Annotated in this window: 22 protein-coding genes; 19 read left to right on the forward strand and 3 right to left on the reverse strand. The window is 62.5% G+C overall.

The features are described from left to right. Together gshB and ACNQ62_RS14650 are read left to right on the forward strand one after the other, a co-directional pair. The gene (gene gshB / locus ACNQ62_RS14645; protein ID WP_418095146.1) at positions 1-936 is read left to right on the forward strand and encodes a glutathione synthase; all 936 of its coding nucleotides are present in this window, start codon (positions 1-3) and stop codon (positions 934-936) included. Continuing rightward, entirely contained in the window at positions 933-1,850 is a 918-nt protein-coding gene (locus ACNQ62_RS14650; protein WP_418095147.1) for an alpha/beta hydrolase, read from the forward strand. Before gshB ends, ACNQ62_RS14650 begins: the two co-directional genes overlap by 4 nt. On the opposite strand, the gene ACNQ62_RS14655 is transcribed toward ACNQ62_RS14650, so the two are convergent. Both ACNQ62_RS14655 and ACNQ62_RS14660 read right to left on the reverse strand, forming a co-directional pair. Further along, complete coding sequence (locus ACNQ62_RS14655) at positions 1,816-3,330, reverse strand: YifB family Mg chelatase-like AAA ATPase (protein ID WP_180828650.1); 1,515 nt, start codon at positions 3,328-3,330, stop codon at positions 1,816-1,818. The two genes, ACNQ62_RS14650 and ACNQ62_RS14655, sit on opposite strands and share 35 nt — an antisense overlap. Positions 3,331-3,450: 120 nt before the next feature. Continuing rightward, positions 3,451-4,032 (reverse strand): histidine phosphatase family protein, encoded by a 582-nt coding sequence (locus tag ACNQ62_RS14660; protein WP_348001348.1) that lies wholly within the window; start codon positions 4,030-4,032, stop codon positions 3,451-3,453. Positions 4,033-4,204: 172 nt separating this feature from the next. Between ACNQ62_RS14660 and ACNQ62_RS14665 the strand changes: the two genes are divergently transcribed. The 8 genes from ACNQ62_RS14665 (at position 4,205) to ACNQ62_RS14700 (ending at position 11,660) form a co-directional block, all read left to right on the forward strand. Further along, positions 4,205-5,092 carry an RNA polymerase factor sigma-32 gene (locus ACNQ62_RS14665; protein WP_418095148.1) on the forward strand — a complete coding sequence of 296 codons (888 nt, stop codon included), beginning with the start codon at positions 4,205-4,207 and terminating at the stop codon, positions 5,090-5,092. A 107-nt stretch (positions 5,093-5,199) separates the two neighbouring features. Next, complete coding sequence (gene coaBC / locus ACNQ62_RS14670) at positions 5,200-6,393, forward strand: bifunctional phosphopantothenoylcysteine decarboxylase/phosphopantothenate--cysteine ligase CoaBC (RefSeq protein WP_064216354.1); 1,194 nt, start codon at positions 5,200-5,202, stop codon at positions 6,391-6,393. A 64-nt stretch (positions 6,394-6,457) separates the two neighbouring features. Beyond that, positions 6,458-6,907, forward strand: coding sequence for a dUTP diphosphatase (gene dut / locus ACNQ62_RS14675; RefSeq protein ID WP_418095149.1), 450 nt, complete (start codon positions 6,458-6,460; stop codon positions 6,905-6,907). A 99-nt stretch (positions 6,908-7,006) separates the two neighbouring features. Then, entirely contained in the window at positions 7,007-7,816 is an 810-nt protein-coding gene (gene phnC, locus ACNQ62_RS14680; protein ID WP_184583266.1) for a phosphonate ABC transporter ATP-binding protein, read from the forward strand. Between the two features lie 67 nt (positions 7,817-7,883). Further along, positions 7,884-8,795: a phosphonate ABC transporter substrate-binding protein gene (phnD, locus tag ACNQ62_RS14685; protein WP_037964867.1), complete on the forward strand. Its 912-nt coding sequence runs from the start codon at positions 7,884-7,886 to the stop codon at positions 8,793-8,795. A gap of 71 nt (positions 8,796-8,866) precedes the next feature. Next, positions 8,867-9,751, forward strand: a complete 885-nt coding sequence (gene phnE, locus ACNQ62_RS14690) for a phosphonate ABC transporter, permease protein PhnE (protein WP_005851294.1) — start codon at positions 8,867-8,869, stop codon at positions 9,749-9,751. Next, complete coding sequence (gene phnE / locus ACNQ62_RS14695) at positions 9,748-11,046, forward strand: phosphonate ABC transporter, permease protein PhnE (RefSeq protein WP_418095150.1); 1,299 nt, start codon at positions 9,748-9,750, stop codon at positions 11,044-11,046. Before phnE (ACNQ62_RS14690) ends, phnE (ACNQ62_RS14695) begins: the two co-directional genes overlap by 4 nt. Further along, positions 11,046-11,660 (forward strand): chloramphenicol acetyltransferase, encoded by a 615-nt coding sequence (locus ACNQ62_RS14700; protein WP_306285430.1) that lies wholly within the window; start codon positions 11,046-11,048, stop codon positions 11,658-11,660. The genes phnE (ACNQ62_RS14695) and ACNQ62_RS14700 overlap by 1 nt, the downstream gene beginning before the upstream one ends. Before the next feature lie 12 nt (positions 11,661-11,672). On the opposite strand, the gene phnF is transcribed toward ACNQ62_RS14700, so the two are convergent. After that, entirely contained in the window at positions 11,673-12,386 is a 714-nt protein-coding gene (gene phnF / locus ACNQ62_RS14705; protein ID WP_418095151.1) for a phosphonate metabolism transcriptional regulator PhnF, read from the reverse strand. Between the two features lie 102 nt (positions 12,387-12,488). Between phnF and phnG the strand changes: the two genes are divergently transcribed. The 9 genes from phnG (at position 12,489) to ACNQ62_RS14750 (ending at position 19,916) form a co-directional block, all read left to right on the forward strand. Continuing rightward, the gene (gene phnG / locus ACNQ62_RS14710) at positions 12,489-12,944 is read left to right on the forward strand and encodes a phosphonate C-P lyase system protein PhnG (protein ID WP_386170678.1); all 456 of its coding nucleotides are present in this window, start codon (positions 12,489-12,491) and stop codon (positions 12,942-12,944) included. Next, positions 12,944-13,504 (forward strand): phosphonate C-P lyase system protein PhnH, encoded by a 561-nt coding sequence (gene phnH, locus ACNQ62_RS14715; protein ID WP_418095152.1) that lies wholly within the window; start codon positions 12,944-12,946, stop codon positions 13,502-13,504. The genes phnG and phnH overlap by 1 nt, the downstream gene beginning before the upstream one ends. Continuing rightward, positions 13,504-14,652: a carbon-phosphorus lyase complex subunit PhnI gene (locus ACNQ62_RS14720; RefSeq protein WP_418095153.1), complete on the forward strand. Its 1,149-nt coding sequence runs from the start codon at positions 13,504-13,506 to the stop codon at positions 14,650-14,652. The genes phnH and ACNQ62_RS14720 overlap by 1 nt, the downstream gene beginning before the upstream one ends. Then, positions 14,649-15,518 carry an alpha-D-ribose 1-methylphosphonate 5-phosphate C-P-lyase PhnJ gene (locus ACNQ62_RS14725; protein ID WP_005851308.1) on the forward strand — a complete coding sequence of 290 codons (870 nt, stop codon included), beginning with the start codon at positions 14,649-14,651 and terminating at the stop codon, positions 15,516-15,518. Before ACNQ62_RS14720 ends, ACNQ62_RS14725 begins: the two co-directional genes overlap by 4 nt. Next, the gene (gene phnK, locus ACNQ62_RS14730) at positions 15,515-16,285 is read left to right on the forward strand and encodes a phosphonate C-P lyase system protein PhnK (RefSeq protein WP_005851310.1); all 771 of its coding nucleotides are present in this window, start codon (positions 15,515-15,517) and stop codon (positions 16,283-16,285) included. Before ACNQ62_RS14725 ends, phnK begins: the two co-directional genes overlap by 4 nt. 5 nt (positions 16,286-16,290) lie before the next feature. Beyond that, positions 16,291-16,974 carry a phosphonate C-P lyase system protein PhnL gene (phnL, locus tag ACNQ62_RS14735; protein WP_418095154.1) on the forward strand — a complete coding sequence of 228 codons (684 nt, stop codon included), beginning with the start codon at positions 16,291-16,293 and terminating at the stop codon, positions 16,972-16,974. Continuing rightward, a complete protein-coding gene (phnN, locus tag ACNQ62_RS14740) occupies positions 16,971-17,546 on the forward strand; it encodes a phosphonate metabolism protein/1,5-bisphosphokinase (PRPP-forming) PhnN (RefSeq protein ID WP_418095155.1) in 576 nt (191 codons plus the stop codon). Before phnL ends, phnN begins: the two co-directional genes overlap by 4 nt. Beyond that, positions 17,543-18,685: an alpha-D-ribose 1-methylphosphonate 5-triphosphate diphosphatase gene (locus ACNQ62_RS14745; RefSeq protein ID WP_418095156.1), complete on the forward strand. Its 1,143-nt coding sequence runs from the start codon at positions 17,543-17,545 to the stop codon at positions 18,683-18,685. Before phnN ends, ACNQ62_RS14745 begins: the two co-directional genes overlap by 4 nt. A gap of 181 nt (positions 18,686-18,866) precedes the next feature. Further along, positions 18,867-19,916 carry a HesA/MoeB/ThiF family protein gene (locus tag ACNQ62_RS14750; RefSeq protein WP_418095157.1) on the forward strand — a complete coding sequence of 350 codons (1,050 nt, stop codon included), beginning with the start codon at positions 18,867-18,869 and terminating at the stop codon, positions 19,914-19,916. Positions 19,917-19,923 lie beyond the last annotated feature (7 nt).

Consider the following 19,923-nt stretch of genomic DNA (forward strand, 5'->3'; position numbering starts at 1 on the left):
ATGAAAATCGCCTTTCAGATGGACCCGATCGGGGACGTGAACATCAACGCGGACAGCAGCTTTCGCCTGGCCGAGGAAGCACAGGCGCGCGGGCACGCGCTGTTCTACTACACCCCCGATCACCTCGCCTATCAAGAGGGGCGCATAACCGCGCGGGGTCATGATCTGACCGTGCAGAGGGTGCAGGGCGATCACGCCACCTTGGGGCCTGAACGCGAGGTTGATCTGGCGGATTTCGACGTGGTCTGGCTGCGGCAGGATCCGCCGTTCGACATGCATTACATCACCTCGACCCATTTGCTGGACCGTCTGAAAGAGACAACGCTGGTGGTGAATGACCCGTTCTGGGTGCGGAACTACCCCGAAAAACTGCTGGTGCTCGATTTCCCGGAGCTGACCCCGCCCACCACAATCGCCCGTGATCTGGACACGATCAAAGCGTTCAAGGCGAAACATAAGGATGTCATCCTCAAGCCGCTATACGGGAACGGGGGCGCGGGGGTCTTCCGTCTGGACACGAATGATCGCAACCTCAGCTCTTTGCACGAACTGTTCACCGGTTTCTCGCGCGAGCCGTTGATCGTACAGAAATTCCTGCCTGCTGTGTCCAAGGGCGATAAACGGGTGATTCTCGTGGATGGCGAACCCGTCGGGGCCATCAACCGCGTCCCGGCAGAGGGGGAAACCCGGTCGAACATGCATGTGGGCGGCCGCCCCGAGAAGGTCGGCCTGACAGAGCGTGACCTTGAAATTTGCGCCGCCATCGGCCCGTTGCTACGCGAGAAGGGGCAGATTTTCGTCGGCATCGATGTCATTGGCGACTATCTGACAGAGATCAACGTGACCTCCCCCACGGGCATACAAGAACTGGAACGTTTCGACGGCGCCAATATCGCGGCTAAGATATGGGAAGCGATCGAGCGTAAGCGCGCATGAGCGTGCTGCGCCCTCTGCTGAACGGCTATTTACGTTTGGTAGAGAAGCGCAAGCTGGCGCGCACGCGTGATGTGCACAAGATACGTCGTGATTTTGCGAAGACCGCGCGGCTGCTGTTTCGCGCACCGCGCGGCACCCAGATCACCCGCAGCCGCTTGGTTGGCGCGGGCGAGGTTCTGCGGGTGACCCCTGCGCAGACACGCTCTGATCTGGTGATCTTTTACATTCATGGGGGCGGTTTCGTGTTTGGCAGCCCCGATACCCACGGCGCGATGCTGGGGGCCTTGGCGCAGCGTCTGGGGGCTGTGGCGGTATTGCCCTATTACCGTCTTGCCCCCGAAGCGCCGTTTCCCGCCGCAATCGAAGATGTCGCGGCGGCCTATCAGGCGTTGCTCGACAGCGGTGTGTCGGCGCAGAATATCATTGTCGGCGGCGATAGCGCGGGCGGCGCGCTGGCGTTCAATCTGCTTAGCCGGCTTTGTGCGGGCAGTGGCCCCCTGCCGCGCGCGCTTTTTGCCTTTTCACCGCTGACCGATTTTCTGCACGAGGGGGCCAGCTTCCGCGAGAATGCGGCACGAGAGGCCGTATTGCCCGCCGCGCAGGCCGGTCTTATGGCAGAGATGTATCTGGCCGGTGCCGACCCCCGAGATCCCGATATAAGCCCCTTGCTTGCGAGCTATCCGGAGGCGCCGCCAGTCTGGATCACTGTCGGTTCCACAGAGATTCTACGCGATGACGCGCGCCGGATGGCAGCGCATTTGCGGGATCAAGGTGTTAGCGCGTCGTTGGAAGAGGAGCATGGCCTGCCCCACGTCTGGCCGATCTTCCACAATACCTTGCCCGAAGCGCGGGCCACGCTGGACGCATTGGCGCGCTGGATCACGCAACTGCCACCGACGGCAACCGAAAGCTGAGCGCTTCGGCCAGATGCGGTTTGCGCACGTCGCCGGCCCCGTCCAGATCCGCGATGGTGCGCGCCACACGCAATACCCTGTGATACCCACGTGCCGATAGGTGAAACCGCTCTGCCGCGCGGGACAGCAGCTGCCGCGCCTCCGTATCCGGGGCGGCGATCTGTTCCAACAGGTCCCCTTCGGCATCTGCGTTCAGTGCCGCTGTGGGATGGTCGGCAAAGCGGTCGTGCTGGCGGCGGCGTGCGGCTTGCACCCTTTGGGCGACTTCCGCCGAGCCTTCCGCACTGGGGGGCAGGTCGAGGTCGGTATAGCCCACGGGCGGCACGTCTATGCGCAGGTCGAAGCGGTCGCGCAGCGGGCCCGAGACGCGGTTCATATAATCCTCACCGCAAGCGGGGGCTTTGCTGCATGCGCGGGACGGATCGCTGAGATAGCCGCACTTGCAGGGATTCGCGGCGGCGACGAGCATGAATTTGCATGGGTATTTCACATGTGCATTGGCGCGGGCGATCATCACCTCGCCCGTCTCGACGGGTTGGCGCAGGGTTTCCAGCACGGTGCGGGGGAATTCGGGAAATTCATCCATGAACAGCACGCCGTTATGGGCGAGGCTGACCTCCCCCGGTTTGGCCAGCCGCCCGCCGCCAATGATCGCCGCCATAGACGCCGTGTGGTGCGGTTCGCGGAACGGGCGCAGACGCGAGATGCCGCCGTCATCCAGAAGCCCGGCAAGCGAGTGGATCATAGAGGTGCTGAGCGCCTCTTGTGGGGTCAGCGGGGGCAGGATGGAGGGCAAACGCGCCGCCAGCATGGATTTACCCGAGCCGGGCGTGCCGACAAACATCAGGTGATGACGTCCCGCGGCCGCGATTTCCAAGGCGCGTTTGGCGCGTTCCTGACCTTTGACATCACGCAGGTCATGCTGGCTGGGGCTTTGAGAGACTTCGCCCGGTGTGGCAGGCGGCAGCGGGGTTTGGCCGGTATAATGCCGCACCACCGCGCCGAGGCTAGGAGCCGCGATCACCTGCGCATTGCCGACCCATGCCGCTTCGGCACCAGAGGCAGCGGGACAAAGCAGGCTACGCCCGTTTTCCGCCGCAGCCATCGCCGCAGGCAGCGCGCCGATCACGGGGATCAGGCTCCCGTCCAGCGACAGTTCGCCCAAGGCGACGGTGCTTTGGATGACATCATTCGGCAGGATATCGATCGCCCCCAGCAGGGCCAGCGCGATCGGCAGGTCGAAATGGCTGCCTTCTTTGGGCAGGTCGGCAGGGCTGAGGTTGATCGTGATCCGTTTGCTAGGCAGGGCGATGGCCATCGCACCAAGCGCGGCGCGGACCCTTTCGCGCGCTTCCGACACCGCTTTGTCGGGCAGGCCCACGATTGAAAAGGCGGGCATGCCAGCAGAGAGCGCGCACTGCACCTCGACGATGCGCGCGTCGATGCCCTGGAATGCGACCGTATATGCCCGTGCGACCATTCTACCCCTGATGTCTTGCGATACCTCAGGGGTAGGGCGGGGGTGTTTAATAAGCGTTAACGAACGTGGAAAGCGCGGGATTTGAGTTTAATTGGCAAAATGAAGGTAGGGGCGGGGCCGTCAGACCTGATGGTTGATCGTGCCGATGTCCCACCCCTGCGGGGTGATGTGGATATCCGTGACCGACAGGTTGTCGATCTTATGGGCCATCGCGGCATGGGCATCCACGCCAAGCGCGCGTTGGACCTGTGTCAGGATCACGCCGAAATGCGCCACGGCGATGATGTCTGTGTTCGGATGGGCCTGTGTGATCCGGTCAACGGCGGCGTTGATCCGGCGGGCCGCGTCGTTCCAGCTTTCGCCCTCGGGAGCGGCGATGTCACCCGGGGTGGTCCAATAGGCGCGGCTGAGCTCGGGGTGGTTTTGCGATACATCGCGGGCGTGCATGCCGTCCCACAGCCCGAAGTCAAGCTCGCGCAGGTCGCGGTCATGGGGCAGGCGCAGGCGGCTGGCAGAGGCCAGCGTATCGGCGGTGGCAGAAGCGCGGATGAGGTCCGAGGATACCATCACGGCCCTCTGCGGGAGATGCGCGTTGAGCCGACCGAGCTGCGCGACATCGGACAGATCGGCAGGGACATCGCGCCAGCCGACAAAGTTTTTCTCGTGGGTCGGGCCGTGGCGCACCCAATGCCAGATAGTCATGATCAGCGCGCCTTATTTGCCCAGTGGTTTGCGATTTATTTAGCGTCATTGTCACAAAGTCAAAGCAAGCTGCGCGGAAAAAAGCCGATTCTTTTTTGATTCCGCGTGAACCAACTGGCGGTTTTCCGCGTTTAGATGAAAAGGCGCAGACAGATGTGCCTCAATAGTAGGGATGGACATCATGACGCTGGCGCAATCACGTGAATTTTCTTTGACCCGCACCGCAATGAAAGCAGAGCTTTTAGATGCGGAGACAGAGCTGAAGCTTGCCTATGCCTGGCGGGACGAACGCGACGAGGAAGCGCTGCATCGGCTGATCACAGCTTACATGCGTCTAGCTATCTCGATGGCGGGTAAATTCAAGCGCTATGGCGCGTCGATGAACGATCTGATCCAAGAGGCCGGGTTGGGCCTGATGAAAGCTGCCGACAAGTTCGACCCCGACCGCGGGGTGCGCTTTTCTACCTATGCCGTCTGGTGGATCAAGGCGAGCATTCAAGATCACGTCATGCGCAACTGGTCGATGGTGCGCACCGGCTCTACGTCCTCTCAGAAATCGCTGTTCTTCAACATGCGCCGTGTACAGGCACGCCTTGAGCGCGAGGCCCAGGCCGCGGGCGAGTCCCTGGACAAGCATCAGCTGCGTCAGATGATCTCTACCGAGATTGGCGTGCCGATGCATGACGTCGAGATGATGGAAGGGCGTTTGTCCGGCTCTGACTTTTCGTTGAACGCGACGCAATCGGCAGAGGATGAGGGCCGCGAGTGGATCGACGCGCTGGTCGATGACAGTGCGCAGGCCGCCGAACGTGTCGAGGAAAGCCACGACACGCTGACGCTGCGCAGCTGGCTCTTGTCGGCGATGCAGGCCCTGAACGAACGCGAACAATTCATTGTGCGCGAACGCAAGCTGCGCGATCAGCCACGCACGCTTGAAAGTCTGGGTGCCGAGCTGAGCCTGTCGAAAGAACGCGTGCGCCAGCTAGAGGCCGCGGCCTTTGGCAAGATGCGCAAAACGCTTGAGACACAATCCTCCGAGGTGCGCCATTTCCTGATGTGACCCCCCAGATATGATCCCGCGGTCTGCGCGCTCTGCCGCAGGAACGGGCTGGCGGAAAATGAACCGCCCCCCTATGGTCGGGACGAATACCGACGACGGGGGCGATCATGCTGGCTGGCAAACATATTCTGCTGATAATCGGGGGCGGCATTGCCGCTTTCAAATCCCTTGATCTGATCCGTCGCCTGCGCGAACGCGGGGCCACTGTGACGCCCGTGCTGACCCGCGCGGGCGAAGAGTTTGTAACGCCTTTGTCTGTTTCGGCGTTGGCGGGGCAGAAGCTGTATCGCGACTTGTTCGATCTGGGTGACGAGGCCGAGATGGGACATATCCAGCTCAGCCGTGTCGCGGATCTGGTTGTGGTGGCTCCTGCCACGGCGGATCTGATGGCCAAGATGGCGAGCGGCGTGGCGAATGATCTGGCCTCTACCCTATTGTTGGCGACAGATACGCCGGTGCTGATTGCGCCGGCGATGAACGTGCGCATGTGGGACCACCCCGCGACGCAACGCAACCTTGCGACCCTGCGCGGTGATGGCATCCATGTGGTCGGCCCGAATGATGGTGATATGGCCTGCGGGGAATTCGGCCCCGGGCGCATGTCCGAACCGCTTGAGATCGTCGCCGCGGTAGAGGCGCAGCTGGCCGATGGTCCGCTGAAGGGGCGGCGTATTCTGGTGACCTCCGGCCCGACGCATGAGCCGATTGATCCTGTCCGCTATATCGCGAACCGGTCCTCGGGCGCGCAGGGCACAGCGATCGCGCGCGCGTTGGCGGCGTTGGGGGCTCAGGTGATCTTTGTCACTGGCCCTGCCGACGTGCCCCCGCCCGACGGGGTAGAGGTGATCCGCGTGCAAACGGCGCAGCAGATGCAGGAGGCGGTAGAGGCCGCCTTGCCCGTCGACGCAGGCGTATTCGCCGCGGCGGTGGCGGATTGGCGCATGGCCAGTGCCAGTGATCGAAAGCTCAAGAAATCGAAAGACGGGCTGCCGGTACTGAGCTTTGCGGAAAATCCCGATATTCTGAAAACCGTCAGCGCGGCGGGGGTGCGGCGGCCCAAGCTGGTCGTGGGCTTTGCTGCGGAGACGAATGACGTCGTTGAAAACGCCACGGCGAAACGGCTGCGCAAAGGCTGCGACTGGATCGTTGCGAATGATGTCTCACCGGGGACAGGCATTATGGGCGGGGCGGAAAATGCTGTGACCCTGATCACGGATGCGGGTGCCGAAAGCTGGCCGCGCATGGGCAAGGATCAGGTGGCACAGCAGTTGGCCGCGCGCATTGCAGAGGCGTTGAGCTAGAGTTTTCTTGCCTTCGGCGAGGATTTAAAACCATTTGGAAAGCACGCGTGCGGTGGAGCGGATGATGAGCGAGATCAAATTCAAACGGGTCAGCGGCAATGATGATCTGCCGCTGCCGTCCTATGCCACTGCCGGGGCGGCGGGGATGGATTTGCGGGCCTTTCTGCCCGACGGGCCGATGGAATTTGTGAAAGGGCAGATCAGTCTGATCTCTATCGGGTTCTCGGTCGAGCTGCCGCGCGGGACAGAGATGCAGATCCGGCCACGGTCGGGCCTGGCGTTGAAGCACGGGTTTCTGATTCCCAATGCGCCCGGCACGGTGGATGAGGATTACCGCGGCGTGGTGATGGTCGGGCTGTACTATGTAGGGGATGCGCCTTTCGTTATCCGGCACGGGGATAGGATCGCGCAGGCTGTTATTGCGCAGGTTCAACAATACGTCTGTCTCGAGGTCGATGCCTTGTCCGATACCACGCGCGGGGACGGCGGGTTCGGCTCTACCGGCCTGAAATAGACGAGGATCGTGAAAGGTTCCGCTGTCGTGAAACTTTCATAAAGCTGAAACGAATGTGAATTAATGCCGCCCTAGGTTCCCCGAAAAAAGGGGAACCGAATGCTTCAGCTTCAAGCCGTCACAAAAAAATTTGGCGCGAATACAGCCGTTCACGCAGCGAGCTTTTCCGTCGACCGCCCGATGATGATTGGCATCATTGGCAGTTCCGGTGCCGGTAAGTCGACGCTGCTGCGGATGATGAATTGCCTGACCCCTGCCAGTTCCGGCGAGATTCTGGTCAACGGGCGCGACATCACCAAGCTGCGCGGGGCCGAGAAGCGCGACTGGCAATCCCATTGCGCGATGATCTTTCAGCAGTTCAATCTGGTGCCGCGTCTGGATGTGGTGTCGAACGTACTGCACGGCACGTTGAACCGCCGGTCGACATTGGCGACGATGTTCAACCTCTACCCCGAAGGCGACATCATCCGCGCCATCGATATTCTGGACCGTCTGGGCATTGCCGAGCACGCGCCCAAACGCGCCGAGGCCCTGTCGGGCGGGCAGCAGCAACGTGTCGCCATCGCGCGCGCACTGATGCAGGACCCCACGATTATTCTGGCCGATGAACCCATTGCCTCGCTTGATCCGATGAACGCACAGCTGGTGATGCAGGCGCTGCGGGATATCCACGAACAGGACGGGCGCATGGTGATCGCGAACCTGCACACGCTGGACACCGCACGTCGCTATTGCGACCGCGTGATCGGCATGCGGCAGGGGCGGATCGTGTTTGACGGCACGCCCGCGCAGCTGACCACCGGTGTGGCGCGCGACATTTACGGGGCGGATGCCAGCTTTTCCGAAGCGACGACATCGACCCAGATCGAAACGCTGTCCGCCCGTCCCGAAACGGTGGCGGCGCAATAACCCCAATTATCTTTTCATCCCCAGCCTCCGATCCTCGGGGGCCTATCTGCAAAAAGAGAGACGACCGATGAACAAACTACTTGCTGCTGCTTTCGCGACGACCGCCCTTGCGACGGGTGCTGTGGCCCAAACCGAAGCCATTTCCGAATTCCGCATCGGTATTCTGGGCGGCGAGAACGCGCAGGACCGGATGAATTCGAACGAATGTATGCGCGCCATGACCGAGGATGCCTTGGGCGTCCCGACCAAGCTGTTCGCCCCTGCCGATTATAACGGCGTTATCCAGGGTCTGCTGGGTGGCACGCTGGACATGGCATGGTTGGGTGCTTCCTCCTATGCGGCAGTGTATCTGCAAGACGCCGAAGCGGTCGAGCCTGTGCTGGTGAAAATCAACGTGGACGGGTCCTATGGCTACCACTCCATCGGGTTTGCCCGCGCCGACAGCGGCATCACCAAGCTTGAAGACGTCAAGGGCAAGGTCTTTGGTTTCGGTGACCCGAACTCCACCTCGGGCTATCTGATCCCGTCGATCGAGATCCCCCAGATGGGCGAAGAGATCACCATGGACTCCGGCGCATATTTTGGCGAAGTCAAGTTCACCGGCGGTCACGAGCAGACCATCGTTGCGGTCAACAATGGCGACATCGATGCAGGCGTGACCTGGGCTGATGGTCAGGGCAACTGGGAAGACGGCTACAACTCCGGCGCGCTGCGCAAGGCCGTGGACGCAGGCCTGGTCGATATGAACGATCTGGTGGAAATCTGGCGCTCCAAGCCGATCCCTGAAGGCCCCGTCGTGCTGCGCACCAGCCTGCCTCAGGACGTCAAAGACAAGATGACCGCGCTGGTCGACAACCTGTACGAGAACGACCCCGACTGCGCCTATGGCGTGGCGGCGGGCGACAGCCTTGGGTTCGATCCGATTACCCATGACGCCTATGTGTCGATCATCGAAGCCCGCAAGGCAAAATCGAATTGATCCAAGTGATTTAAGCACTGTCGCTGGCTCCGATCCGCATCGGGGCCAGCATTTTTACGTAAGGGCTTCCCATGACCGCGACATCGCAAACCGACCCCGACCTGGCAGGGATCCAGGAAAACTATCTGGCACTGGCCCGATCAAAGCGCTGGATGAATCTGGTGCTGCTGATCCTTTTCGTAGCGCTGCTGGTGGGTGGATTTAACACCGCAGGCAACCGCAATGCGGGCGGGTTCTGGGACGGCTTGCCGAATATTCTGGATTTCCCCGCCGATGTGATCGGCGAAGCGATAGAACGCGGGCACCTGCTGCCCGGCTATATGGCGAAATACCTGCCATCGCTGATCGAGACGGTGAATATCGCCGCTGCCTCGACCCTGCTGGGGGCGATGGTCGGGCTGTTCTTGTCGCTGATGGTCACGCGCGGGTTGGCCCCGGTGCCGTGGCTCGTGGGCCCTTTGCGCCGCGTATTGGATCTGCTGCGCGCCATACCCGAGATTGTCATCGCGCTGGTGCTGATCTTTCTGCTGGGGGGCGGGCCGGTGCCTGCGATGATCGCCATCGCGCTGCATACCATCGGTGCCTTGGGCAAGTTGTTCTCGGAAGTGAATGAAAACGCATCGCTCAAACCGGTAGAGGGGCTTGCCTCTGTCGGGGCGGGGTGGAGCCAGCGCATGTGGCTTGGCGTGATCCCGCAGGTGGCCCCGAACTACATCAGCTATGCGCTCCTGCGGTTCGAGATCAACATCCGCGCCTCTGCGATCCTTGGCTTCGTCGGGGCAGGGGGCATCGGCTATGACCTGCGCAACACCATGAGCTGGGGGCAGGGCAAATTCGACGAGGCCGCTGCCATCTTCCTGCTGCTGTTCCTGACGATTGTGATCGTCGACCAGCTTTCTTCTGTTTTCCGTAACCGTCTGACCCACGGCCTGCCGAGCGCAAAGGTGACCCTATGACCGCGACCGCCCTTCACACCCAGACGATGGTCCATTTCTCGCGCAAGCGGATGGCTGCGCTGGCGCTGCCCGTGATCGTTCTGGCCTATTTCGCCTATATCTTCTTTGCCTTCGATATTCCGGGGCTGGGGGATCGGATCAACGTAGGCAATGCCCGCACGCTGGTGGCCGATGCCTATAGCTACAAGACCCATGTCACGCAGGACAACCGCGACGGCGCGTTTTCCGTCGCGATCGAGGGCGAGCGTAAGGGCGCATATGAAGCCGGCACGGCCCCCGATTGGGTCACGTTGGGGGATCGCCCTGTCGCGGATCTGGGGGGCGGGCATATCGTGACCTTTGGCCCGCAGGTCAGCTATGACATCCCGGGCTATGGCACGATCGTAGCCGAGCCGGGGCAGCGCGGCGTTCAAGCGACATTCCCGCCCGGCGACATCCCCGACTATATCAGCGCGTCCAAGAACCGCGTGATGATCAACACCGAGGCAGGGCGGCTGACGATCACCCGCAACCGGACCGAGGTGTTCAAATACGACTACGGGTGGGAGCTGTTCTTTTTCACGCTCGACAGCCCCTATCACGGGCTGGGCCCGGTCGCGCTGATGGGCCGCGCGTTCAGCGGTGAAGCGGGCGCGATCTTCCATGACTTCTGGACCAACCGCATGTGGCGGCACAGTGATGTGGCCTGGGCGCTTTACGAGACTTTGCTGATGGCCTTTCTGGGCACATTCGGCGCGGCGATCATCGCCCTCCCGCTGGGGTTCCTTGCGGCCAAGAACTTTACCCCGCTGCGGTCCTTGCGCTTTGCCGCGCGGCGGATGTTCGATTTCCTGCGCGGTGTCGACGGGCTGATCTGGACCATCGTCCTGTCGCGCGCCTTCGGGCCGGGGCCGCTGACCGGAGCCTTGGCGATCCTGCTGACCGATACGGGGTCTTTCGGCAAGATGTTCTCGGAAGCGCTGGAGAATGTGGACGGCAAACAGATCGAAGGTATAGCCTCTACCGGGGCCAAGCCGCTGCAACGCTACCGTTTTGGGGTGCTGCCGCAGATCGTGCCCGTGCTGCTGAGCCAGGTCCTCTATTTCCTTGAATCCAACACCCGCTCTGCGACGATCATCGGGGCAATCACCGGCGGCGGCATCGGTCTGCTGCTGACGCAGGCGATTGCCACCCAGAAGGACTGGGAAGAGGTGACCTATTATATCGTGCTGATCGTGCTCATGGTCATGGCGATGGACAGTTTCTCGGGCTGGCTGCGCCGCAAGCTGATCAACGGTGACGAGGGCGGTCACTGATGCCGCGCCTGACTGCCGACAGCCCCTTCATCCACCCCGACTGCGAGATCAAAGATGCTACATTCGGAGCCTATACAGAGGTCGGGCGCGGGTCGCGGATCGCCCACAGCCAGCTTGGCGATTACAGCTATTGCGACCGCTACGCCGACATTGCCAACACCACCGTGGGTAAATTCTCGAACATCGCGGCCTATGTGCGGATCGGGGCCACAGACCACCCGATGGAAAAAGCCAGCCTGCATCACTTTCACTACCGCGCGGGCGACTACTTTGACGGCGCGGCTGACGATGACGCTTGGTTCGCACACCGTCGCAGCCGGCGCGTTACCCTTGGCCATGACACATGGCTTGGCAATGGCGCACAGGTGCGGCCAGAGGTAACGATCGGCCACGGCGCGGTCGTCGCGGGTGGGGCCATCGTGACCAAGGATGTCGCCCCCTATATGATCGTCGCGGGTATTCCAGCGGTGCCGCTGCGGGCGCGGTTCAGCGCGGGCATCGCTGACCGGATGATGGCGTTGGCATGGTGGGACTGGCCCCATGACGCCTTGCACCGCGCGCTGGATGATTTCCGCGCGCTGTCAGCCGAGGCATTTCTGGAGCGCTACGAATAACGCCACGGGATTTCAGGTATCTGCCAGTGTCAGGGTCACCTTGTCCCCCGCAAACCACGTGCGCCCGTATTCCAGCGGTTGCCCCTGATCATCCACATTCAGGTTGATCGTGCGCAAGATCGGCGCGCCCTCGGCCACGCGCAGATGCAGCGCCTGGGTGGCGCTGGCGAGCTTGGCGTTGATGCGGGTTGATGCGCGGGTATAATCCGTCACGCCCCCGAGCCGCAGCGCCGCCGTCACCGATTGCGCCTGTTCAAGATGGGCCAGCATGTCGGGGAAGCGCGCGGCAGAGAAGACGCTGCGAAACAGCGCGATCACCTGACCGTCGGCAAAGGACAGCCCCTCGCAGACCTGCACCTGTGCGTTCTGCGCCAGCGCAAGTGCGTCGCTTTCTTCGGAGCGCGCGGTGCGGGTTTCCAACGTCAGGAACTCCTTGCTTGGCATCCGCCCCTGCGCCGACAGGTTCTGGTGAAACCGCACGCGGCGGCCGATGGGGTAATCGGTGGGCGTCGAGGTCACGAACACCCCCGCACCGCGCCGCGGCAACACCAGCCCTTCGCCCGCCAGCGCCTTGATCGCGTGCCGCACCGTATGCCGGTTCACCCCGAACCGCGCCGCCAGCGCGCTTTCGGTCGGCAGCTTGTCGTCGGGGCCATAGACACCCGCTGCGATGTCGCTGCGCAGGCTATGGGCGATGGCGGTCCAAATCGGGGTGCGTTGAGGCATGTCACAAATATTTCGCAAAAGGAGGGCTTGGCGCTGATCGGTGCTACAGGTAGTAGTTGTCTAGTTGTATAGACAACTCGAAAAGGTGTCTAGATGAATATGATGAACTCAGAAATCGACCCTCATGCGCCTCGTAAGGCATGGTTGGGTCTGCTTGCCAAATCCCCCGCCGCCGAGGTCGCGCGCCTTTGGGCTGCCTATGGCACCCACCCTGATCACAGCATTCTGCGCGCGCCGGAAATCGGCGGCGTAATGGTGCGCGGTCGGGCAGGGGCCGTCGGTGCCGCGTTCAACCTTGGCGAAATGTCCGTCACCCGTGCGTCAGTCAAACTGGGCTGCGGTACAGTGGGTCACGGCTATGTGCAGGGCCGCAGCAAGGACCACGCGCTGCAGACGGCGCTGATTGACGCGCTGATGCAAACCGACGCGGCGGCGCAGGTAGAGGCCGCGATCCTCGCGCCCCTGCGCAAGGGGCGTGACACGGCCAAGGCCACCCGCGCGGCCAAGGCGGCGGCGACCAAGGTGGATTTCTTTACGATGGTACGAGGGGAAGACTGATGCAGACCCATGCTTTGGAGGGCGGCTTTACCGACGCCCCGATCGACGCCGCCCGCGCCTTTCGCGGGCTGATGACCGCGATGGCGCGCCCGGGGACGATCTGTGACGTCTCAGGGGCCACACCGCCCGCCCCGCTTGGCGCGGCGGCAGGCACCGCAATCCTGACGTTGTGTGATCCCGATACGCCAATTTATCTCGGCACCGCTTTTGACACCCAAGACGTGCGCGATTGGATCACCTTTCAGACCGGCGCGCCCTTTGTGCCGCCCGCACAGGCGATGTTTGCCGTCGGGGCGTGGGAGGAGCTCCCGCTTTGCGAATTTGCCATCGGCACCGCCGAATATCCCGACCGGTCAGCGACGGTGGTTGTCGAGATGCCTGACCTTACGTCTCTGGGTGCGACCCTAAGCGGGCCGGGCATCAAGGATACCGCCAACCTGTCGCTGCCGGATACTGCCGCGTTCCAACGAAATGCCGCGCTGTTCCCGCTGGGGCTGGATTTCATTTTCACCTGCGCAAACCGGCTTGCCGCGCTGCCGCGCACGACGAGGGTCCGCTGATGTATGTTGCTGTCAAAGGGGGCGAACGCGCCATCGACAACGCCCATGCTTGGCTGGCCGAGGAACGGCGCGGGGACCGTGATGTGGCGGAACTGGGGGTAGACCAGATCCGCGAGCAGATGGCGCTCGCCGTTAATCGGGTGATGGCGGAAGGGTCGCTGTATGATCCCGACCTTGCCGCGCTGGCGATCAAACAATCGCGCGGCGATCTGATAGAGGCGATCTTTCTGATCCGCGCCTACCGTACCACGCTGCCGCGTTTTGGCGGCTCTAACCCGGTGGATACGGCCACCATGGCCTGCGACCGCCGCGTGTCTGCCACGTTCAAGGATGCACCCGGTGGGCAAGTGCTGGGGCCAACATTTGACTACACCCACCGTCTGCTGGACTTCAAACTCGCCGCCGATGGCGCGCTTGGCGAGATGCCGCAAACAGAGCCTAATGCAGGCGAAACGCCGCATATCATGGGGTTCCTTGATCGCGAGGATCTGATCCAGTCGGAACCCGCAGGAGCGGACACACCGGACGATCTGACCCGCAGCCCGCTGGAGCTTCCGGCGAGCCGTGCCCTGCGTTTGCAGGCTCTTACACGGGGGGATGAGGGGTTTATCCTTGGCATGGCCTATTCCACCCAACGGGGCTATGCGCGCAACCACGCCTTTGTGGCAGAGCTGCGCATCGGTGCGGTCGCGGTCGAGATGGAGATTCCCGAGCTCGGCTTTGCCATCGACATCGGCGAGATCACCCTGACCGAATGCGAAACCGTCAACCAGTTCAAAGGCTCGAAAACCGAACCGCCGCAATTCACGCGCGGCTACGGGCTGGTCTTCGGGATGACCGAGCGCAAGGCGATCTCTATGGCGCTGGTCGACCGCGCGTTGCGCTGGAAAGAACTGGGCGAGGATAACCTAGGTGCCCCCGCGCAGGACGAGGAATTCGTGCTGTATCACGCCGACAACATCCAGGCGACGGGGTTTCTGGAGCATATCAAACTGCCCCACTACGTCGACTTCCAATCCGAACTGGAGCTGATCCGCAAACTACGCCGCGAGGCACAGGCATCAGAGCAAGCGGCGGGACAGGCCGAGGGGGAGGGCCCCTCCGGGGGGAGTTTAAAGGGCAAAATGAAGGAAGGGGTGGCGTCATGAGCGACTATAACTTCGCCTATCTGGACGAGCAGACCAAGCGCATGATCCGCCGCGCTATACTGAAAGGATTGGCGATACCGGGGTATCAGGTGCCTTTTGCCAGCCGCGAGATGCCGATGCCCTACGGCTGGGGCACGGGCGGTGTGCAGGTTTCGGCAGCGGTACTGACGCCCGAGGACCGGTTCAAGGTGATCGATCAGGGGGCCGACGATACGACCAATGCAGTCTCTATCAGGCGGTTTTTCGAGAAAACGGCGGGTGTCGCCGTGACCGAGGCCACCACAGAGGCCAGCGTCATACAGACCCGTCACCGCATCCCCGAAACACCCCTGCGCGAAGACCAGATCCTTGTCTATCAGGTGCCGATCCCCGAACCCCTGCGGTTTCTTGAACCGTCAGAGGTCGAGACACGCAAGATGCACAGCCTTGAGGAATACGGATTGATGCACGTGAAACTTTACGAAGACATCAGCCAGCACGGCGCGATTGCCACGGCCTATGCCTATCCGGTGAAGGTCGAAGGGCGCTATGTCATGGACCCGTCCCCGATCCCCAAGTTCGATAACCCCAAGCTCGAGATGGCCGGTATCCAACTGTTCGGCGCAGGCCGTGAACAGCGCATCTATGCGGTGCCGCCCTATACGCAGGTGGTCAGTCTGGACTTTGACGATTATCCGTTCGAGCCGACCAAGGCGGATCATGCCTGTGACCTATGCGGCGCGACGGACAGCTATCTGGACGAGCTGATCATGGATGACGCCGGCGGGCGGATGTTCATGTGTTCGGATACGGATTACTGCGGCGCGCGGCGTGCGGCGGGGCATCTGGGTGCGCAGGGTGCCCCCTTGGCGGAGGACGCGGCATGACCCCTTTGTTGCAAGTGGAAGGCATCGCCAAGATGTATGGCGCGCGGATCGGCTGCACCGACGTGTCGTTTGATCTTTATCCGGGCGAGGTGATGGGCATCGTCGGGGAAAGCGGGTCGGGCAAGTCGACGCTTCTGAACTGTCTGGCTGGGCATTTGCAGCCCGACGCCGGGGCCGTCCGTTTCGACACCCGCGCCGAGGGCTTGCGCGATACGGTCACGATGAGCGAGCCTGAACGCCGCATGTTGTCGCGCACCGACTGGGCCTTTGTGCATCAGCATGCCCGCGACGGGCTGCGTATGAATGTCAGCGCAGGCGGCAATGTGGGCGAGCGGCTGATGGCCGTGAACGCGCGCCATTATGGCGACATCCGCGACAAGGCGATCGACTGGCTGGGCCGCGTCGAGATCAGCGCCGACCGGATTGATGACCGGCCCACGGCGTTCTCTGGCGGGATGCAACAGCGCTTGCAGATCGCGCGCAATCTGGTGACAGGCCCGCGGTTGGTGTTCATGGATGAACCCACGGGGGGTCTGGATGTCAGCGTGCAGGCGCGGTTGCTGGATCTGCTGCGGGGTCTCGTGCGCGAGATGGGGCTGAGCGCCATAATCGTCACCCATGATCTGGCTGTGGTGCGTTTGCTGGCCGACCGGCTGATGGTCATGAAAGACGGCCATGTGATCGAAAGCGGGCTGACCGATCAGGTGCTCGACGATCCGCAGCATGCCTATACGCAGCTTCTTGTTTCCTCTGTCCTACAGGTATGAACCCGATGATTACTGTTGAAAACGTGTCGAAATCTTTTGTGTTGCACAATCAGGGGGCTGCCGAAATCTCTGTTATGGCGGGGGCGTCGTTGTCGGTGGCACAGGGGGAGTGTATCGCTTTGGTCGGGGCCTCAGGCGCAGGTAAATCGACCCTGATGCGGATGATTTACGGCAATTACCTGACCCAGTCGGGGCGCATTATGGTGGGCGATCTGGATATCGTGACCGCGGCACCAAGGCAGGTGATCCAGGTGCGCCGCACCACATTGGGCTATGTCAGCCAGTTCCTGCGGGTTGTGCCGCGGGTATCGACGCTGGACGTGGTGGCAGAGCCGCTGATGGCCACCGGATCGGACCGCGCCACTGCCGAAACGCAGGCGAAAACCCTGTTGCAGAGACTGAATATACCCGAACGTCTGTGGCAGCTGAGCCCCACGACCTTCTCGGGCGGAGAGCAGCAGCGCGTCAATATCGCACGCGGTTTTGCCTACCCCTATCCCGCGCTATTGCTGGACGAACCGACCGCCAGCCTTGATCCCGTGAACCGCGCCACCGTGCTAAAGATGATCGCCGAGGCGAAGGCGCGTGGCGCTGCCATCATCGGGATTTTTCACGACCACGCCGCGCGCGACGAAATTTGCGACCGGCAGTTTGACGTGACCCGGTTCACCCCGGGGATGGCCGCATGATGGGGCGGTTTATTGCAGTCGTCGGGCCTTCTGGTGTGGGGAAAGACAGCGTGATGGAGGGGCTGGCCGCGGCGGACCCGACGCTTTGCCTTGCGCGGCGCGTGATCTCGCGGCCCGCAACCCTTGGCGGAGAAGCATTCGACGGCGTGTCGGAACGTGCCTTCAGGAAGGCAGAGGATGACGGTGCGTTTATCCTCAGCTGGCATGCGCATGGTTGGCACTACGGCATCCCGCAGTCCGTCGCGCTTGAGGTGGCGCAGGGGCGCGATGTGCTGGTGAACCTGTCACGGGCCGTCCTGCCACAGGCACAGGCCCTCTTTGCGCGGTTTTGCGTGATCTTGCTGCGAGCGGATCATGACATCCTCGCCGCCCGTCTGACGGCGCGCAACCGCGAGGACGCCGCCGAGATAGAGCGCCGCCTGGCCCGTGCGGATTTCGCCATGCCCCTCGGTATTCCCCATCAGGTGATCGACAACAGCGGCCCCTTGGCGCAGACCATTGCCACGATACGCCAGCACCTTTCCCAGACAGCCTGCGACGCTGGCCACTCCAATCAGAAGATGATGCCATGACCCAAGAGATAATTTTCGCCAACGCCCGCCTGATCCTGCGGGATCGCGTCGAGACCGGAACGCTCCGCATCGCAGACGGGGTAATCACCGACATCGATTTCGGCACCGCCGTGCCCAAAGGCGCGCAGGACATGCAGGGCGACTACATCGCGCCCGGTCTGGTCGAACTGCACACCGATAATCTGGAACGGCATATGTCGCCGCGCCCCAAGGTCGACTGGCCGCACCGCGCGGCCATCCTCGCCCATGACCGTGAACTGGTGGGCACCGGCATCACCACCGTGTTCGATGCGATCCGCGTCGGGTCGATGATCTCGGCCGAGCACCAGTACCAGAGATATGCGCGCGGCATGGTCGATACCATTCTGGCGATGCGCGCCGCCGGAGCCCTGCGGATCAGCCACCACATCCACCTGCGGGCCGAGATCTGTTCGGAAACGCTGGCCGAAGAGCTGGCCGAATTCGGCCCAGAGGATCGCGTTGGCATCGTCTCGATGATGGACCACACGCCGGGTCAGCGACAGTTCCGCGATCTGTCGAAATTCGAGGCTTACGTGCGCGGCAAACACAGCTTTGATGCCGCCGCCTTCCAGCGTCATGTAGACACTCTGTACGATGTGCAAAAGCAATATGGCAAAACCCACGAGGCCGCGACCGTTGCGGCAGCCACCCGATATGGCGCAGCGCTTGCCAGCCACGACGACACCACCGCAGAGCAGGTCGAGACGAGCCACCGCTACGGCGTCCGGCTTGCCGAGTTTCCCACCACGATCGAGGCGGCGCATAGCTGTCATGCCAATGGGATCGCGACCATCATGGGCGCGCCCAACGTCATTCGCGGCGGGTCGCATTCGGGCAATGTCGCCGCCCTTGATCTGGCGAAGGCGGACCGGCTGGATATCCTGTCGTCCGACTACGTGCCCGCGGGCCTGTTGATCGCGGCATTGCAACTGGGGGATCTGTGGGGGGATCTGGCGCGCGGGCTGGCGACGGTTACCCACGCGCCTGCACAAAGCGTCGGGCTAACGGACCGCGGCACGATCAAGGTCGGCGCACGCGGCGATGTGATCCGGTTTGCGCGGCTCGACGGCTTGCCGATCCTGCGCGAGACATGGGTCGAAGGGCAGCGCGTCTTTTGACCTGATGCAGCGGCGCGACGCTTGCGGCGCTCTGGCGGGCGGGGCGTAGCTTTGGGGTTGGTGTCGGCGGAAAAATGCTTAGGTTGCCGCTTTAGGGTCTGAACACCCGGAAACAAAGCGGGGGCCTTATGCGCCAATCATTCATGCAACCACATCCCCATATCACAGGCGGAGGCGTCTGATGCTGTTGGTGCTGGGACTGGCCGCGTTGATCTGGGGCGCGGGGGCTGCGTTCGGCCAGCCGCGCGAACGGCGCGTCGTGGTGTTGGGCATGCTGTTTGGTCTGGTGATCGGGTTGAACCTCTTGTTGCCCCAAGCGCACCCCTTGCGCGTGGCGACGGGTGGCTCGGCAGCCCCGTGGCTGCTGCTGACGGTATTTCTGCTGCTGATCTTTGGCTATAGCTGGGTGTTGAACCGCCTGCGCGCCCGCGCCGAACCGGTGGCCGTACCGACGCCCGCCGCGCAAACTGGCACATTCTCGGAAACAGAGCTGAACCGCTATGCCCGCCACATCGTGCTGCGCGAGGTTGGTGGACCGGGCCAAAAGGCGCTAAAGCAGGCGCGGGTGCTGGTCATTGGCGCGGGTGGGCTTGGTGCGCCGGTGCTGCAATACCTGACGGCGGCCGGTGTCGGCACGATTGGGGTGATCGATGACGATGTGGTCGAGAATGCCAATCTGCAACGACAAGTGATCCACAAAGACAGCGCCATCGGCACGCCCAAGGTGTTTTCAGCGCAGGCCGAGATGGAGGCGCAGAACCCATTTGTCACCGTGCGCCCCTATCACCGCCGCCTTACAGAAGACATCGCGGCAGAGCTTTTCGCCGACTACGATCTGGTGCTGGACGGCACGGATAATTTCGACACGCGCTATCTGGTGAACCGCACATGTGTCGCGGCCGGCTTGCCGCTGATCTCGGGGGCGCTGTCGCAATGGGAAGGACAGCTGAGCATCTTTGACCCGTCCAAGGGCGCGCCATGCTACCAGTGCATTTTCCCGCAGGCCCCGGCGGCCCATCTTGCCCCCAACTGTGCGCAAGCCGGGGTGATCGGCCCCTTGCCCGGCGTGATCGGCGCGATGATGGCATCCGAGGCGATCAAGCTGATCACCGGTGCCGGTGCCCCGCTGCGTGGGCAAATGCTGATGTATGATGCGCTCTACGGCGAGAACCGCGTGATCGGCGTCTCCAAACGGGACGACTGTCCGATCTGCGGGAACGCGGGCGACTAGACGACCC

The sequence above is a fragment of the Sulfitobacter sp. SBS6 genome, from assembly GCF_048285585.1.
Classification (GTDB): Bacteria; Pseudomonadota; Alphaproteobacteria; order Rhodobacterales; family Rhodobacteraceae; genus Sulfitobacter; species Sulfitobacter pontiacus.